Source organism: Psychromonas algicola (genome assembly GCF_004378355.1).
Lineage (GTDB): Bacteria > Pseudomonadota > Gammaproteobacteria > Enterobacterales > Psychromonadaceae > Psychromonas.
The window spans coordinates 154,617-172,031 of record NZ_SNUB01000002.1 but is presented as its reverse complement, the minus strand read 5'-3'; the positions used below and the strand labels follow the sequence as shown (position 1 = coordinate 172,031).

The 17,415-nt window shown below is 36.6% G+C and carries 14 protein-coding genes; 9 read left to right on the top strand and 5 right to left on the bottom strand.

All coding sequences use genetic code 11. The annotated features are described in order from the left end of the window. The first annotated feature begins 27 nt into the window (after window positions 1-27). Window positions 28-1,431, top strand: coding sequence for an MATE family efflux transporter (locus E2R67_RS01795; RefSeq protein ID WP_134289232.1), 1,404 nt, complete (start codon window positions 28-30; stop codon window positions 1,429-1,431). Between the two features lie 67 nt (window positions 1,432-1,498). Here the strand turns inward: E2R67_RS01795 and prlC are convergent, their stop codons facing one another. Beyond that, window positions 1,499-3,550 (bottom strand): oligopeptidase A, encoded by a 2,052-nt coding sequence (gene prlC, locus E2R67_RS01790; protein WP_134289230.1) that lies wholly within the window; start codon window positions 3,548-3,550, stop codon window positions 1,499-1,501. 195 nt (window positions 3,551-3,745) lie between these two features. Between prlC and E2R67_RS01785 the strand changes: the two genes are divergently transcribed. Continuing rightward, a complete protein-coding gene (locus tag E2R67_RS01785; protein WP_134289229.1) occupies window positions 3,746-5,734 on the top strand; it encodes a sensor histidine kinase in 1,989 nt (662 codons plus the stop codon). Window positions 5,735-5,858: 124 nt separating this feature from the next. Here the strand turns inward: E2R67_RS01785 and yihA are convergent, their stop codons facing one another. Then, on the bottom strand, window positions 5,859-6,551 hold the full coding sequence (gene yihA / locus E2R67_RS01780) for a ribosome biogenesis GTP-binding protein YihA/YsxC (protein ID WP_445177024.1): 693 nt from the start codon (window positions 6,549-6,551) through the stop codon (window positions 5,859-5,861). A gap of 126 nt (window positions 6,552-6,677) precedes the next feature. On the opposite strand from yihA, the gene E2R67_RS01775 reads away from it, so the two are divergent. From E2R67_RS01775 to E2R67_RS01755, 5 genes are all read left to right on the top strand, one after another. After that, the gene (locus E2R67_RS01775; protein WP_134289225.1) at window positions 6,678-7,280 is read left to right on the top strand and encodes a c-type cytochrome; all 603 of its coding nucleotides are present in this window, start codon (window positions 6,678-6,680) and stop codon (window positions 7,278-7,280) included. Between the two features lie 208 nt (window positions 7,281-7,488). Beyond that, window positions 7,489-8,082, top strand: coding sequence for a Der GTPase-activating protein YihI (gene yihI / locus E2R67_RS01770; RefSeq protein WP_134289224.1), 594 nt, complete (start codon window positions 7,489-7,491; stop codon window positions 8,080-8,082). A gap of 12 nt (window positions 8,083-8,094) precedes the next feature. Then, entirely contained in the window at window positions 8,095-8,574 is a 480-nt protein-coding gene (locus E2R67_RS01765) for a DUF2489 domain-containing protein (protein ID WP_134289222.1), read from the top strand. Window positions 8,575-8,678: 104 nt separating this feature from the next. Further along, complete coding sequence (gene hemN, locus E2R67_RS01760; RefSeq protein ID WP_134289221.1) at window positions 8,679-10,046, top strand: oxygen-independent coproporphyrinogen III oxidase; 1,368 nt, start codon at window positions 8,679-8,681, stop codon at window positions 10,044-10,046. After that, window positions 10,036-11,160, top strand: coding sequence for an anhydro-N-acetylmuramic acid kinase (locus tag E2R67_RS01755; protein WP_134289219.1), 1,125 nt, complete (start codon window positions 10,036-10,038; stop codon window positions 11,158-11,160). Before hemN ends, E2R67_RS01755 begins: the two co-directional genes overlap by 11 nt. A gap of 62 nt (window positions 11,161-11,222) precedes the next feature. Here the strand turns inward: E2R67_RS01755 and E2R67_RS01750 are convergent, their stop codons facing one another. From E2R67_RS01750 to E2R67_RS01740, 3 genes are all read right to left on the bottom strand, one after another. Beyond that, window positions 11,223-12,605 carry an MATE family efflux transporter gene (locus E2R67_RS01750; protein ID WP_134289218.1) on the bottom strand — a complete coding sequence of 461 codons (1,383 nt, stop codon included), beginning with the start codon at window positions 12,603-12,605 and terminating at the stop codon, window positions 11,223-11,225. Between the two features lie 42 nt (window positions 12,606-12,647). After that, entirely contained in the window at window positions 12,648-13,511 is an 864-nt protein-coding gene (locus E2R67_RS01745) for an AraC family transcriptional regulator (protein WP_134289217.1), read from the bottom strand. 236 nt (window positions 13,512-13,747) lie between these two features. Beyond that, a complete protein-coding gene (locus tag E2R67_RS01740) occupies window positions 13,748-13,987 on the bottom strand; it encodes a DUF3624 family protein (RefSeq protein WP_134289216.1) in 240 nt (79 codons plus the stop codon). 193 nt (window positions 13,988-14,180) lie between these two features. Between E2R67_RS01740 and E2R67_RS01735 the strand changes: the two genes are divergently transcribed. Next, window positions 14,181-16,307 (top strand): RelA/SpoT family protein, encoded by a 2,127-nt coding sequence (locus tag E2R67_RS01735; protein WP_134289215.1) that lies wholly within the window; start codon window positions 14,181-14,183, stop codon window positions 16,305-16,307. Between the two features lie 138 nt (window positions 16,308-16,445). Beyond that, complete coding sequence (locus E2R67_RS01730; protein WP_134289213.1) at window positions 16,446-17,405, top strand: metal-dependent hydrolase; 960 nt, start codon at window positions 16,446-16,448, stop codon at window positions 17,403-17,405. Window positions 17,406-17,415 lie beyond the last annotated feature (10 nt).

Genomic DNA, 17,415 nt, shown 5'->3' with positions numbered 1-17,415 from the left:
TTAGTTTGCTAGATCACGAGAATTAAAATGAAACCCGCATTAGATTTACATAAAGACCCAATCAGAATTTTAATTTTCAAAATGACCACTCCAATGATGGTCGCGGGTTTTGTAACAACTTCCTATGGTTTTGTTGATATGATCTTTGCTTCTCGATTAGGGAGCTTAGAAGTCGCTTCAATCGCGTTTGTAACTCCCTTATTCATTATGCTAAAAGCGTTTGCTTCTGGTGTCACAAGAGGCGGAGTTAGCATTATCGCCACATTACTTGGCGAAGAAAAAAAAGAGAAAGCATCGGCTTATGCAACTCAACTGAGATTATTGATTATTGTGCTTTCAATTATCTTTGCTATTCCCGGTGTTTTTTTACTTCCAGCGATCCTCAAAGCTGTTGGTGTATCCACAGAGCTATACAATCAGGCACTTATTTATTCACAAATTCTCTTTTTCTCAGTACCGGCGATGTTAATTTTTCAGCTTTATATTAGCCTATTCAAATCACAGGGAAAAATGAAAGTTATTTCGACTATCTCTATTTTGGGCATTATATGTAACGCGATACTGAATGCTGTTTTCCTCTATATAATAGAGTTTAAAATTGATGGATTAGCTTATGCAACCTTATTAACATCAGCGATTCAAATGCTGATTATTTTGTATTTATATGGACATCAGGAGCATCAGTTTAATATTGGCTGGCGAACCTCGTCTAATTATTCTAAAGCAGCAATATGGACAAAATTATTAAAAGTAGGATTACCTTTATCTTTCACACAAGCGAGCTCACATTTTGGTTTTTTAGTACTTAATGTTTTTATTGTGCAATTTGGTCATCAAGCCGTGGCCGCCTTTGCTATTGGTAACCGAATTAATTCACTTCTATTCTCTCCAGCAAAAGAAATTGGAGGAGGATTAATTCCTTTGATTGCTCAAAATTGGGGAAGAGGCGCTATTGATCGCGTCAAAGAAACAATCAAACTAGGACTTTTATATTCACTCATCATTGGTATTTCCGCGGCCTTTCTTATTCAGTTAATTAAATACCCTATTGCACATTTCCTTACCAAGGATGATCCAGAAACATATCAGCATGTTATCAATTATGTAGGTTTAGTCGGCTGGACTGCGATAGCTTGGGCGGTTTTTCACGCATTACAAGGTATTGTAAATAGCTTTCAAAAAACGATGTTTACATTGGTGGTTAATACGGTTCGCCTTTGGGGAATTCGAATTCCGGGGATATTACTTTTTTACGCGTTTTTACCTTCGGTCGCAGAGTATGGGATCTGGTATACCATGTTCCTGTCCAATACAATAACTGTACTTTTTGCGATTGCTTATTTCATGATGATTGTTCCCCCTATGCTAAATAAAAAAGAGGAAGCCGAGAGAATAAAGGCGAGGCAAAAAATTGAAGAGTTAATCACTTAACAAAGTAATTAATAAGTTAGTAATACAGTCAAATGTAAACTGTATTACTAACTTAATTAGGTATTAACTATTTAATACCAGAATGGCGCAACAACGCATCGATTGATGGCTCACGTCCCATAAAGGCTTTAAACAATACCATTGGCGATTCACTACCACCTTTTTCAAGAATGTTAGTTAAGAATGAACGTCCTGTCTCTGCGTCAAAAATCCCATTCTCTTCAAATTTAGAAAATGCATCAGCAGAAAGTACTTCAGCCCATTTGTAGCTATAATAACCTGCCGCATAACCACCAGCAAAAATATGACTAAAGCTATTTGGAAAACGATTAAATGCAGGCGCTTCAATCACAGCAACTTTGCTTCTTACATCGCTTAACACTGATTGAACCTGACCTTTAACACCCACTTTATATTCGTGGTGTAAAAGAAAATCAAACAAAGAAAACTCAAGCTGACGCACCATTTGTAACGCACTATTATAATTCTTTGCTTCTAACATTTTTTCTAATAGATCAGTGGGTAAAGTATCATCTGTATCAACATGTCCAGAAATCAATGCTAATGCTTCAGGTTCCCAACACCAGTTTTCTAGGAACTGACTTGGTAATTCAACAGCGTCCCATGGAACACCATTAATACCCGAAACATTCGCAGATTCGATTTTAGTTAGCATATGGTGAATGCCATGGCCAAACTCATGGAATAAAGTAACCACTTCATTATGTGTAAATAATGCAGGTTGGTTACCAACAGGTTTATTGAAGTTACACGTTAAATAAGCAACAGGTAATTGTAAGCTCCCATCAACTTGGCGACGACGTACTCGACAATCGTTCATCCAAGCGCCACCACGTTTATGTTCACGCGCATATAAATCTAGGTAAAAACTACCAATATGTTCTTTTTGACGATTATAAATTTCAAAGAAACGTACGTCTTTATGCCATACATCGACTTCTGTTGATTCTTTAATATTCAAACCAAATAGACGATGTACTACATCAAATAAACCAGAAACTACTTTATGCTCAGGAAAGTACGGACGTAGTTGTTCATCAGAAATATTGTAACGCTGTTGTTTTAATAATTCAGCGTAATAGCTTAAATCCCAAGCTTGTAGTTTATCTAAACCATCCTTTTGTTTTGCAAAAGCCAAGACCTGATCGCGTTCTTGCTCTGCTTGTTTTGTTGATTTTTCTGCAAGTTCATTTAAAAAATCGATTACTTGTGATGGCTTCTCAGCCATTTTAGTCGCCAAACTATACTCACCAAAATCTTGGAAATCTAAAAGCTGCGCTAACTCATAACGCAAGGCTAATATTTCTTCAATAATATCGCTGTTATCAAACTCATTAGCATTAGGACCTTGATCCGAAGCGCGTGTTGCAAAAGCGGTGTAAACTTCTTCACGCAATTCACGGTTTTCCGCATAACTCATTACCGCTAAATAGCTTGGAAAGTCTAAAGTAAACAAATACCCTTCTAATTCTTTTTCTTCTGCGGCTTGTTTCGCTGCTGCAATCGCTGTTTTTGGTAATCCAGCTAATGTATCAATATCAGTAACTAACTTACTCCATGCTAACGTTGCATCCATAACATTGTTACTAAAGCTAGATTGTAATTGAGAAAGTTGCTGCTTGATTTCACCATAGCGCTGCTTTTTATCATCACTTAGTGCGATACCTGCCAATTTAAAATCTCTTAGTGCATTATTAATCACTTTTTGTTGTTCACCCTTTAATTGAGCAAACTCAGGGCTACTAGCAATGCTCAGGTAGGCTTCATATAGGCCTTGGTGTTGGCCAACAAAAGTGCCATATTCAGAAAAGAGACCTAGACATGCATCGTGTGCAGCACGCAATTTATCGTTGCTGACTACCGCATTCATATGTGATACTGGAGACCATATTTTACCTAGATGATCATCAGCTTCATCTAATACAGCAACAAAGTTATCCCACGTATAGGTATCTAACTCTGCTAATTTTTGTTCGATCAATGCTTTGTTATCAGCAATCGTTTGCTTAACCGTTGACTCAATTTCATCGGGGTTCAGTTTGCTGAAAAAAGGAAGAGCATCTGTTTGTGTTAGGCACGAATCTTTTATTATTGTCATAGCATTTGTCTTATTTGGGAATGAAATAATAATATGCGGCTAATTATAAGAAAATTCAAGGTGTACTAATTAGTAAATTTTTACTTTAAAATGTTAATAATATTTAACAAAGCTGATCGCTAACTTGCAGAAATTCAAAAAACTGTGCCAAACTAAGACTGTTTTATATAAAACTAAAGTAATGGATCTGTAATAATGCCGATACAAAAAATAAAGTCATTAACCAATCTCCGACCTTTCAAAATCAAAAATAGTTTATCTATTCGCTTAATTTCTTATGTATTTGTTTGCAGCACCGCTTTAGTTATTATTATTACCCTGCTGCAGTTATTATTTGATTACCAACAAGACACCTCCAAAATTAAAGCCACCATTAATCAAGTTGAATCCAGCTTTTTACAGCCCTTAGCTGTGAGTATGTGGAGTTTGGATAAAGAACAAGTTGAAGTGCAGACTAAAAGCATTATGAACCTGCCTTATATACAGTATGTGAAAGTACATGAAGTGGTAGGCAATACTGAAGTGATCATGAGCCATCAAGGTACGATAAAAGAAACCTTTGATATCAGTAAAAAATTTGACCTTGTTCATCAAGGCCAAATAGTAGGAACCTTATTTGTTGCCGCCTCTTTAGATCAGGTTTACGATAACTTAGTAGAGAAATCTTTCTTTATACTAATAGGTCAAGCCATTAAAACCATGGTTATCGCCTTTTGTATTTTATTTATTATCCACTATTTAGTTATCCGTCATATTAATAAAATTGCACTTTATACTCGCAATATCCAGTTAAGTTCAAACAATAAGATATTAACGCTTGATGGCCGCAACGATTACATTTCAGATGCCAGCGATGAATTAGACGAGTTGGTTTATCTACTTAATAAAATGCAAAAAAGGATTGTGGCTGAGTTAACAGATAAAGAAATAGCCATTGCAGAATTACAACAAGAACGTGATTTTTCAGCAACAATTATTAATGCATCAAGCACCATCATTTGTTGTTTAGATGCCGAATTTAAAATCGCTACCATTAATCCTGCCGCCGTTATTTTAACGGGTTATTCGCAAGAAGAATTACATAACAAAAGTTGGGTTGATATTTTTGTATTAGAAAAACACAAAGCTGAATTACAAGAAAAACTATCTGCCAATGAGCCATTGCACAGTATTGAAATTAGAATGCATGATCAAATGGGAGAAATGAATACCTTATTATGGACTTTTTCTGCCTTTTACGAAGGCATGGATATCAAATACCTTATTGGTTTCGGTCACGACATCACTGCACAGAAAAAAGTAGAACAAGAGATTCTATTGCTCAACGACCAACTTGAAGAAAAAGTAAATACAAGAACAGCGGCATTAACAGCAAGTAATGAACAAATGAGCGAAACCGTTGAGCAATTAAAACGCACACAACAAACCTTAGTAGAGTCCGAAAAAATGGCTTCCTTAGGAAGCTTGGTGGCAGGTATTGCACATGAAATCAATACTCCGATTGGTATCAGCGTGACAGCAGCTTCCTTTTTGCAGGAAGAAGTAGATACTTTAAAAGAAAAGTTAGGTGAAAATAAACTTTCACGATCTTATTTAAGTGGTTTAATAGATCGTTTTACTGAATCAGGAAGATTATTAAATAATAATTTAACGCGCGCTGCGGATTTAATTAGTAGCTTTAAACAGGTAGCCGTAGATCAATCATCAGAAGCTTGTTATTCATTTAAATTAAAAGAAAATATAGAACAAGTAGTCACATCACTTAAGCATAAAATTAAACAGAGTCGCACGACGGTTTCAATTTCTTGTCCTGAAGATCTCTCCATTTATAGCTTCCCAGGCAGCTTCGTACAAATTTATTCAAATCTAATTATTAATTCCATTATTCATGGTTTTGGTCAATGGCCAGGTAAACGTGAAATCTATATTAATATCGAGTTGCAAAATGAAACATTAGTTATTGATTATCGTGATACGGGTAAAGGCATTCCTGAAGATATGGCTGAGCGTATATTTGACCCATTTGTCACCTCTAAACGTGGTTCCGGTGGCAGTGGCTTAGGTACTCATATTATTTATAATATTGTTAGTCAGTTATTTAAGGGTGACATTAAATATGTTGTAGAAGAAGAAGGTGCACGTTTTATTATGAAAATACCTTACCGCGCGAGCATGAACTCTTAATCGCGGCAGTCACAGCCTATAGTCACCTCGTTTTACTGCGATGACAACAAGCGTAAAGAAACCTGTTATTAAATTAATTAATAACAGGTTTAAGTATTTATAACTAGCTTATGTGTCAGATAGCTTAACTCTCAACAACATCGGCTTCAGGATCCGTTTCATCAACTTCTTCTTGCGTTAATAAATCATGTTCTCCATACCATTGAGCAATTTTACGCTCCAATATATCAACACCAATTCCTTTTAAAGAAGAAAATAGTTCAACTTGTACATCACCTTCAAAGTTTTCAGCTTCTTCACGCATTTTTAAAAGCGTCGCTTTACGTACACCTTGCTTTAATTTATCTGCTTTAGTTAATAAAGCTAAAACAGGAATATTCGCATCAATCGCCCAAAAGATAAGTTGCTGATCTAACTCTTTAAATGGATGGCGAATATCCATTAATACGACCAGACCTTTTAACGACTCTCTTTCCTGTAAATATTCACCTAACGATTTTTGCCATTTTAATTTCATCGCTAATGGTACTTTTGCAAAGCCATAACCCGGTAAATCGATTAATCTTTTGCCTTCTTCCACTTCAAATACATTGATTAACTGAGTACGACCAGGTGTTTTACTGGTTCTCGCTAAACTTTTTTGACGAGTAAGACGATTTAAGGCACTCGATTTACCTGCATTTGAGCGGCCAGCAAAGGCAACTTCAATCCCACTTTCTACGGGTAAATGTTTATCAAGGTGGCGAATATCAGGTGCACTAATTAAAAAATGTGCTTTTTGAAAATGTATTTTTGGAAATTCCACGATATGCCTCATATGTTTTGTGTAGCAAAATTGTTACTTTTATGAAACTTGTGTAAACTACACAGGCTTTATTCGCGCATATTGTAGCATAATGTAGCCCCCCTAAAATAACAACTTTAAGAATTAGATTGGATAGTTATGAATAAATTATTAATAGCAATGATCACCGTATTGGGTTTTCTAAACACAGCTCAAGCACAAGGCGATGTAGAGGCAGGAAAAAACAAATCTGCAGTGTGTGCTGCTTGTCATAATGCCGATGGTAATAGTGCATCAGATCTATATCCCAAAATAGCTGGTCAACATAAGTCTTATATTGTTAAGCAGCTGCAAGAATTTAAAAGTGGAGAGCGTGAAGACGCTATCATGGCAGGTATGGTGGCAAATCTTTCAGAGCAAGATATGGAAGACTTAGCGGCTTACTTTGCATCGCAAACAACAACACCTGAAACGGTTTCAGCAGAAGTCGCTGAAAAAGCTAAAAAATTCTACATGGGTGGTGATATGAAACGTGCGATTCCAGGATGTACCGCTTGTCATGGTCCTCGTGGTAACGGATTAGAATTAGCTAATTTCCCTAAAATATCAGGTCAGCATCCAGCTTACATCAAATTACAGCTTGAAAAATTCCGTAACGGTACTCGCCATAATGATCCAAGTGGCATGATGGGTGATGTATCAGGAAAATTAAGTGATAGTGATATTGAGCTATTATCGAAATATATTTCTGCATTACATTAATCTTTAACGATTAATTCTTTTAAGAAGGCATATCTGCAAAGATATGCCTTTTTTGTTACTTCATCTAAGCGCTTTTGTAAGTGTTATAAATCTGCTATTCTGCGCAATATTAAGATCCCCAATTTTGGTGCTCATCACACCGCAGTCATTGAGATCAAAAACGCTCTATAAAGCGAACGATTGAGACTGATATAAAAGGTAAAGAAACATGTCCCGTAATAAAAAAAGCCGTACTGCTGGTAATTCAGAACCAAGATTTGATGGCAGTCGTAAAGAAACGTCTACACAGGCACAAATGGCTCGTGATAAAAAACGCAAAGATAAGCTAAAAGGTAATAAAGCAGGTAATCGTAACGCGATTGAAACCAAGCAAGGTGCACAACAAAGCCAGCGCCAAGCTAAAAATGACAAACGTATTGGTAGTAAAAAACCAGTCGCATTAGTTGTTAATGAAAAGCCACAACAAGCCGCTAAGCCTAAAGTGCTTATGCAACCAAAAGCAAAAGTCATTAAAACAACAGCAATAGAACCGAAAACAGCTGTAGCAGAAGCACCTACGGTTCAAAAACTATCTCCTGAGAAAGAGATTGCAGCAATTGAAAATGACCAACGCTTAAACGATTTGTTAGAACAAATGGAAACAGACGTTCCTTTAACGAAAGAAGAGCAAAAGTGGGCTGATAAACAAATGCAACGTCATCAAGAACTAATGAAAGAATTAGGTTGGTTAGATGACGAAGGCGAAGAAGATTTATTGCAACAGTTTGAAGATGCGAGCTCAGCATTAGACGAATTTAGATAGGTTATAAGTAATATGAATTTACAAATGATATTAGCGATTGTGGCAGTGATTGTAATAGTAGCACTCGCTTTTTACACAGGCTTTTTATTAAATAAAATTAAGATGCAAAAAGCACAAGCGCTACTTATCGAAAAAAACCAAGCTGAATTTAAAAAGCAGAAGATACAGGAACGAAACGACAATATCGTTGAAAGCATCCGCTTTATTGCCAAAGCCACTATGCAAAAGCAATGCAATGTATCGGAGGCTGCAATTCGTTTAACTGTGTTATTAGAAACATTACAACTTCCACAGCCTGTTAATATCACTTCAGATTACCCAGCATTAAGTGCGATGTTTGAAAAAGTTAAAGATATGCCAACGCATGAAGAGCGCAAAAACCACCCTGTGAAAGAAATTAAAATGATGGATATTAAACGCGAAGTATTTGAAGCAGAAATGGAAGACGCCATTATTAAAGAAAGCGCCTTATTAGCAGAGTTTACTATATAACGCTAAAGTTTGTTTTATCTTAAGGTGTTGCTTTATTTTAAGCGTATCCTTGTTTTATTAAATAAAACCTATTTATTAACTACTTCAAATAAAGAGAGAGCAGCATGCAACAGCTTGTTTGGGATCAGGCCTTAATTGAGAAATACAATTATAGTGGACCTCGATACACTTCTTACCCAACCGCATTAGAATTTAATGAAAGCTTCACACATGCTGATTTAGTTACAGCGACAAAGACTTACCCTTCGCGTCCTTTGTCTTTATATATTCATATTCCATTTTGTCACAAGCTTTGTTATTTCTGTGGGTGTAATAAAGTCATTACTCGACACCAAGAAAAAGCAGACAAATATCTAGATTATTTAGAAAAAGAAATAATCGAACAAGCACAACACTTCAAAGATCGCACTGTTAGTCAGTTACATTGGGGAGGCGGCACCCCTACTTTTTTATTACCTCCACAAATCACACGTTTAATGAAACTGTTACGTGATAATTTTAGATTTTCAGATAAAGCCGAATTAAGTATCGAAGTGGATCCTCGAGAAATTGAATTAGATACCATTGATCATCTTGCTAAAGAAGGCTTCAACCGCTTAAGTTTAGGCATACAAGATTTTAATAAAGCAGTGCAAAAAGCAGTTAATCGCGAGCAAGACGAAGACTTTATTAAGCAACTTTTAACACGTGCTAAAGAGCAAGGTTTCCAATCAACAAATCTTGATATGATTTACGGTCTGCCTTTACAAACTAAAGAAAGCTTTGCATTTACTTTAGAGAAAGTCCTTGCCCTAGATCCTGCACGCTTATCAATCTTCAACTACGCTCACATGCCAACATTGTTTGCAGCACAACGTAAAATAAATGAAGATGATATGGCAAAGCCTGCTGAAAAATTAGCAATGCTACAACATACCATTGAGTTTCTCACACAATCGGGCTATCAATTCATCGGCATGGATCATTTTGCAAAACCAAATGATGAACTAGCATTAGCGCAACAACGAGGTGTACTGCATCGTAACTTCCAAGGCTATACAACCCAAGAAGATGCCGATCTATTAGGCATGGGCGTGTCAGCAATTAGCCAAATTGGTCATTGTTATTCCCAAAATCAAAAAAAATTAGCTGATTATTACCAGCAAGTTGAAGAGTTAGGCAATGCACAATGGCGTGGTGTTGCTTTGAATCAAGATGATTTAATTCGACGAGAAGTGATTAAACAATTAATTTGTAACTTCAAGCTAGATAAAGCGGTTATTGAACAACAGTTTTCAATCAACTTTGACCAATACTTTGAAAAAGATATTGCATTGTTACAAACTTTTATTGATGATCAGCTCGTCATCATCGATACCAATAAAATCCAAGTGCTATCAACGGGGCAATTATTAATTCGCAACATTTGTATGTGTTTTGATATCTACCTGCGTAATAAAGCACGCCAGCAGCAGTTTTCCCGTGTCATTTAAGGCTGAACCTTATTATATCGGTTTAATGTCAGGCACTAGCTTGGACGCGATTGATGTTGCCTTATGCCAACGCCAACAAACTGGATTTGTGCAAATCGCAGGGATAGCAGTCACTTTACCCGAACAGTTACGCGAAGAGTTATTAACCATCTGTAACGACAAACAAGTCACGCTACAAACCTTAGGAGAAGTCGATCATCGCTTTGCCCTTGCTTGTGCTGAAGCTGTAAACACCCTCTTAGAAAATCAGAATATCCAAACAAACGAAGTGGTTGCCATTGGCAGTCACGGGCAAACTATTTTTCATTCTCCTGACACCCAATATGCATTCACACAACAAATTGGCGATGCAAACTTAATCGCCGCAAAAACAAAGATTGCCTGTGTTGCAGATTTTAGAAGAATGGATATGGCTTATGGCGGACAAGGTGCACCATTAGTACCTGCATTTCATCAAGCATTGTTCGCTAAACAAAATCAACAGCGCGTTATTCTTAATATTGGTGGTATTTCAAATATAAGTATTCTTCAAGGTACTGAACATGCCTTTGGTTATGATACTGGTCCAGGTAATATGCTAATGGATGCTTGGATTAATTTACACCATCAAAAAAGCTACGATAAAGATGCTTGGTTTGCTTCAACGGGCGAAATAAACAAAACATTGTTATCCATGTTATTAAACGACCCCTACTTTGCTTTACCTGCGCCTAAGAGCACTGGCCGTGAAAAATTTAATTTAAACTGGTTACAACAGCAGCTTAAACACCAAAGTATCCCAATAGAAGATGTTCAACGCACCTTGTTAGAATTCAGTGCGATCACCATCAGCGATCAAATTCTTCAGCAAAGTGAAGCTTGTAATGTCTATGTATGTGGCGGAGGTGCGCTTAACCCGCTATTAACGCAACGCCTAATCACTTTAATGCCAGATCATACGATACAGACCACTGAGACACTTGCCATTGATCCTATGTTTGTAGAAGCCGTTGCTTTTGCATGGTTAGCTGAGCAACGAATATTAGAGAAGCCAGTGCCATTAAAAGCGGTTACAGGTGCCACTCAAGACGCGATTTTAGGCTGCGTTTATATTCCTTCAATGACTTGTAGTTAAAATATTCAATAACAACCAGATCTTTGATGATGATTTTTCTTAGATGAATTAAATAAAATAGACTATTTTTCATCTCTAAAAAACAAACCAAACGGGTTACCTAACTTTTGGCGTCGCTGATACAAAACTGCAATGGTTAGTAACAAGGCTAAAAACTCTGAGCTTGGCCCTGCGTACCAAATACCTAATTCAGCAAACAGAACTGGCAAAATAAAAATTAAAGGCAGAGTAAAAAAGTACACTTTTGCCAACCTTAAAATCGCAGCTCTTTTTGCATCACCCATGGCTTGGAACACAACACCAACCATCATTAACGGGCCTAATAAAAACAAAGCGGATGACATAATGGGTATAATACGCGCTACTTCTTCCGTCACAGTTATATCGTTGACAAACGCGCTACCTAGTTGGTTTTTCAGCAATAAAACAAACAACTGGCAAAATACACAATAAATAAAAGCTATGACGATGGCAACTTTAATTGCGCTATTTGATCTTAACCATTCTTTAGCCCCAATGTTATTACCTAAAATGGTTTGAAACGCCATGCTCAAACCTAACAATGGAAGGAAGATAAACGTCATAATACGGGTAATAATGCCATAAGCAGCAACGGTCATGCTGTAGTCTGCGTTACTCCATATTTGTAAGTTATATAAAATAAACGCAGAAGACAGTGCTACACCAACATAAGATAAACTTGTCGGTGCGCCTAAGGCTAAAAAGTCTGACCATAACTCACGATTTTTAGTAAAGCGTACAATAGCAACGTTTAACGCGGTGTTGCTGTAACGGCGAAATAAATACACAGCACCTAGCGACAAGGCTTGAGCCAATAAAGTCCCGTAAACAGAACCCACAACGCCCCAACCAAGTACTGCAATAAAAATGTAGTTAAATATCACGTTTAACAATACAGATAACAAAGGGACTAAAGCCATAAATGCCATTTGTCCTTCACAACGTAAACTGTCGCTGTTAATGGTAAGAACAAACAACAAAGGTGAGAAAAATATCATCAGTGATAAATAATCGTAACTCATGCTAGATAAGCTTTCTGAATCATTATTAACAAATAATACTAAGTCTTTACCGCCTACTAAAAACAATAAAATCAACACCAAGCAAACCAGCATAGATAAAGTCATCGCTTGGCCGTAAGCCGATATAGCTTCATCTTTTTTATTGGCACCCAACAGCCTTGCCATCACACTAGAAAAGCCAGCCGATACCCAGCTAGACAAAGCCACAAGCAACATAAACGCAGGGAACACAGAGGTAACAGCCGCAAGTGCATACGATCCAACATACTCACCAAGAAAGTAAGCGTCAACCAATGAAAACGAACCATTGACTAGCATCATTAAAATAATAGGTGCGGCGGTTTTCATAAATACTGTAGATAAGGTTCCCGTAAGAAACATATTGTTAGAAGAAGTCGTCATATTTTACAAATTCCTAATTGGATAAAGCTTATAAGTAAAAAACTATTTAATTGGTAAGTAAATATCAGTGATCACTTCATGCTCCGGCACATCGTGAACAAAATTAACATAATGAAAAAACACAGGGAAATCTCGGCATTGTTCACCACTTGTTGGCAACCATTGTTGATACAAATAATAAACGCCTTTTCTTAAATCATCTCGATTACCAATATCACGAACAACCGCGCAGCGTCCTGCTGGAATGGTTTGATTGACCACACCGTATTCATTTTCTGGAATGTCTACTGTTACAGAGCCGCAGAGATCAAAATGGAAATCTTCAGCTTTTACCACATGAGGATCAGAATAAGGAATGCCATAAGTTTTGCTGGTTTTGATTGGCGATAACTTACTTGTTTTGCGCCAAGCAACAAATTTCATCGATGTTTGGTAATGAAGTTTAGGGTCGCCATAATGGGCTAATGCCGCAACTTTTTGTTCTTTAAAATCAATAACCTTTACGTCCATTTTGTTATTCGCCTTTTCAATTAATGGCATGGCCAAGGTATCTGTTTTCTCATGCCAATTGAGCCACTCTGGGAATTTTCTAAATTCAGAAGGACTTTGTCCAAACTCACGTTTAAAAGCTCTTGAAAATGCTTCGGGACTTTCAAATCCAGCTTCAAAAGCAATATCGATAATTTTAATATCAGCTTTGAATACCAATCTAAAAGATGCCCGTTTTAGTCGAGACATCTGAATAAACTTAATTAAATTAACTCCAGTAAAGGCAGAAAAAACGCGATGAAAATGATATTTAGAAAACCCCGAGACAGTACTTAACATATCTAATGTTAAGTCATCATCAAGGTTCTGATTAATGTAATCACATACTCTAATAATGTTTTTCTCGTAATTATTCATTTAATCATACCCATTTGATCATTTTATTTATGCGTGGTGGCTATTTACACGACTTAAGTTTTTAACATAAGTGAATTTTACATATTTTAATAAAATCATCTTGATTGAAATTGCTACGATAAGTTATCTGTTTAATTAAAATGTAAAAATTTAAACTAATATTCATACGCTTGAATAAAATGAGAACGGGGGAAAGTAAGATTACAACGATGTCGAACTATGTATTACTTTTAAAATTACTTGTCGTTTTTAAAACGATGAAAACACCATGCGATAATATGAGCACTCATTAAAATGGCAGTTGCCCCAATAAACATCAATAAAGCCACTTCTTGCACTGCTTGTAGTTTTTTAAGGTCAATTAACAAGTAAGCAATAAGGCCAAGCACTAACATGATCAAATTGATCACCATGCATTGTTTGCATCGCCCTAATTTTTGTTTAAACATTTCACTTGAACATATTTTGCAAGACACGCGGCATCCTTCTTTTTAATTCGTTTTTACAACGGTATATTTATAAAAGTAACTCAAATTGATACAATATAATAGTTTAAGGTGTTGAGTTAGCGCTGTTTACAGGCTATTTTTCGATTTAGCGCATTAAATACTTTTCAAGTCACTAAACAGCCTTTATGCTAATGATGTAAGGCTAATAATAAGGAAAGTAATATTCATGTTTCAAACACTCAAAGCATCTATTCAAACCTATATGACAGAAGAGCAATGTGCTTTTGTCGAGCGTGCGTATCATTATGCATATGCAGCACATGATGGTGTGAAAAGAGCAAGTGGCGAACCTTATATTACTCACCCGGTCGCGGTTGCTGAAATCCTAGCGGACATGAAGCTAGACTACGAAGCCATTTCAGCGGCATTAATGCATGATGTGCTAGAAGATACAGACACCACACACCAACAATTAGCCGATGCCTTTAATCCTAGTGTTGCTGAATTAGTTGAAGGTGTCACTAAACTCGATAAATTCAATTTTGAAAATCGCGAACAAGCACAAGCAGAAAACATTCGAAAAATGCTGATTGCGATGTCTAAAGACTTCCGTGTTATGTTGATCAAATTAGCCGATCGCGTACACAATATGCGTACATTAGACTCACTACGTTTAGATAAGCGACAACGTATCGCACAAGAAACCTTTGAGATATTCACTCCAATCGCTAATCGCCTTGGTTTACACTACTTAAAAAACGAATTAGAAAAGCTCGCTTTTAAAGCCCAAAATTCAGCCCGTTATCACGTATTAGAAGTGGCAATTAATAAAGCACGCGGTAACCGCAAAGACTTTATACAAAGCATTTGCGATGAAATATCAGGCCAACTTGACTCCATGTCAATCAAAGCAGAAGTGATCGGTCGAGAAAAACATCTATATAGTCTATATAAAAAAATGCGTAAAAAAGGCTGCCAATTCCATGATGTGATGGACGTTTACGCATTTCGTATTATCGTAAAAGATTTAGATACTTGTTATCGCGTATTAGGCCAAGTACATCATTTGTATCAACCTAAACTTGAATACTTTGAAGATTATATTGCACTACCAAAATCAAACAGTTACCAGTCATTACATACCACTTTGGTAACTCATGATGGTGTAAATATTGAAATTCAGATCCGTACTGAAGACATGGATGCAGTTGCAAAACATGGTATTGCTGCGCACTGGAATTACAAAGAAGGCGGCACTCAAAGCTCTAATCTTGCGGCACAATTACAAACGCGTAACTGGTTCCAAGGATTAACAGAGTCAGAAGATAATAATGCGAACCCAATAGCCTTGTTAGAAAATATAAAACAAGAGCTAGGTAAAAATGATATCCACGTATTAACACCACAGGGAAAAATCATTGTATTACCCGCTTTTGCAACGCCTGTTGATTTTGCATACATGTTACATACTAAAATTGGTCACCGCTGTATTGGCGCAAAAGTGGATAACGAATATTCATTATTAAGCCAAAAGCTAGAAAGTGGACAAACCATTGAAATCATTACAGCCAAAGAGCCAAATCCAAGCCCTGAATGGTTAAACTTTGCGGCAACTCACCGTGCTCGTAACGCAATACGCAATTACCTTAAACAATTACCAGAATCAGAAACGATTCCAATGGGTAGACGTTTATTAAAACAAGCGTTAAATGCAACCAACCTTACCGATATTCCTCAGGAAAACATTGATAAAGTGATAGCAGATCATCACTTAGAAAGCTTTGATCATCTACTACATGCAGTCGGTAGCGGTAAGTTATTAAGTATTGTGTTAGCGCGACGTTTACGCGGTAATACCGATGAATTAACTGAATCAAATTACAAACAGCGTATTCGTCAAAGTGCGATTAAAGGCGCTGAAGATATGATGTTGTCCTACGCCAACTGCTGTAAACCTTTACCGGGCGATCAAATTGTTGCTCATACAAGTACAGGTAAAGGCTTAGTGGTTCATAATAAAAACTGTCACAATGTCGCAGGCTTTGAAAATGAACTAGATAAATATATCAGTGTGTCATGGGATATGAACTTTATGAACCAATACGAATATTCAAGTGATTTGAATATTCAAATGGCCAATCATAAAGCAGGGCTAGCAAAAATATTTAATGTTATCGCTAAAAGTAATGCCAATGTATTAGACGTTGAAACCAGTGAAATGACTGACCATATTTACTCAATTAACGTCACCTTAACCGTTATTAATCGAGTGCATTTATCAAGAATCATGCGCCAAATTAAGAAACTATCTGGTGTTAAAAGCGTAAAACGTCGCAATAAAAAGTAACAATAATTACACATTGAACTTAGTTATGGTCCATTGCGTATTAATAGGACAAACACTAAAAAGATATAGTGTTCATTAACATGCTTAACCACATGTTTTTATTCCACTTTTAATATTATTAAAAAATATAGAGAAGCAATGGACTCATTAACTCAAATCGCTCTTGGTGCAAGTGTTGCAGGTGCCGTGGGTATCAAACCTTTCGGTCGAAAAGTATTACTCGCAGGCGCAGCATTAGGTACCTTACCTGATTTAGATGTCCTTGTAAGCTATCAAACCGCAATCGATAGTTTCACCTTACACCGCAGCTTTAGTCACTCATTATTTGTATTAAGTGCATTAAGCATCATTATATATTGGCTAGCCTTGTGGCTTAACCCCCAATGGAAAACGAATAAGAAAGCTCTCTTTTTTGTTATTTTTCTGCCTTTAATCACCCATCCTTTATTAGATGGATTCACAACCTATGGCACGCAATTATTGTGGCCAATAGCAATGCAACCTATCTCTTGGTCAAGCGTATTTATTATCGACCCGTTATATACTCTACCGCTTTTAGTTTCTGTGCTCGCACTTTGGCGCCACCAGCACGCGATCAAATGGCAAAAGATAAATCGTATTATGCTATTAATCAGTTGTTTGTATTTAACACTGGGCCAAAGCCAACTTTGGTATTTAAAGTCTCACTTAGCTAAAGAACCTATTACACAAAACAGTAAAGTGTTTATTTCACCAACGCCTTTTAATATCGTTTTTTGGCGCGTGATCAGTTATCACGGCGATATTTACTATGAAACGTTTACCAATATATTTAATCAACAACCATTAAAATGGAAAGCATTGGACAGTGGCCGAACGTTACTTAATGATTTTGATTCCAATGAGTTACAGCGTTTAGAATGGTTTAGTGGTGGTTTATTAAAGTTTGAAGACAAGCAAAATACATTGATCGCAACAGACTTACGACTTGGCTTTTCTCAGGTTTACCCTTTCTCATTCAGTTTAGCTAAAAAAGAAAATGGTTGGGTAGCGGTTCCTTCAGAAAAGATGCCTGAATTAGAAGTGAACTTAGAAAATTTTAAGAAGATTCTGCCTTAAGCCTTAACAA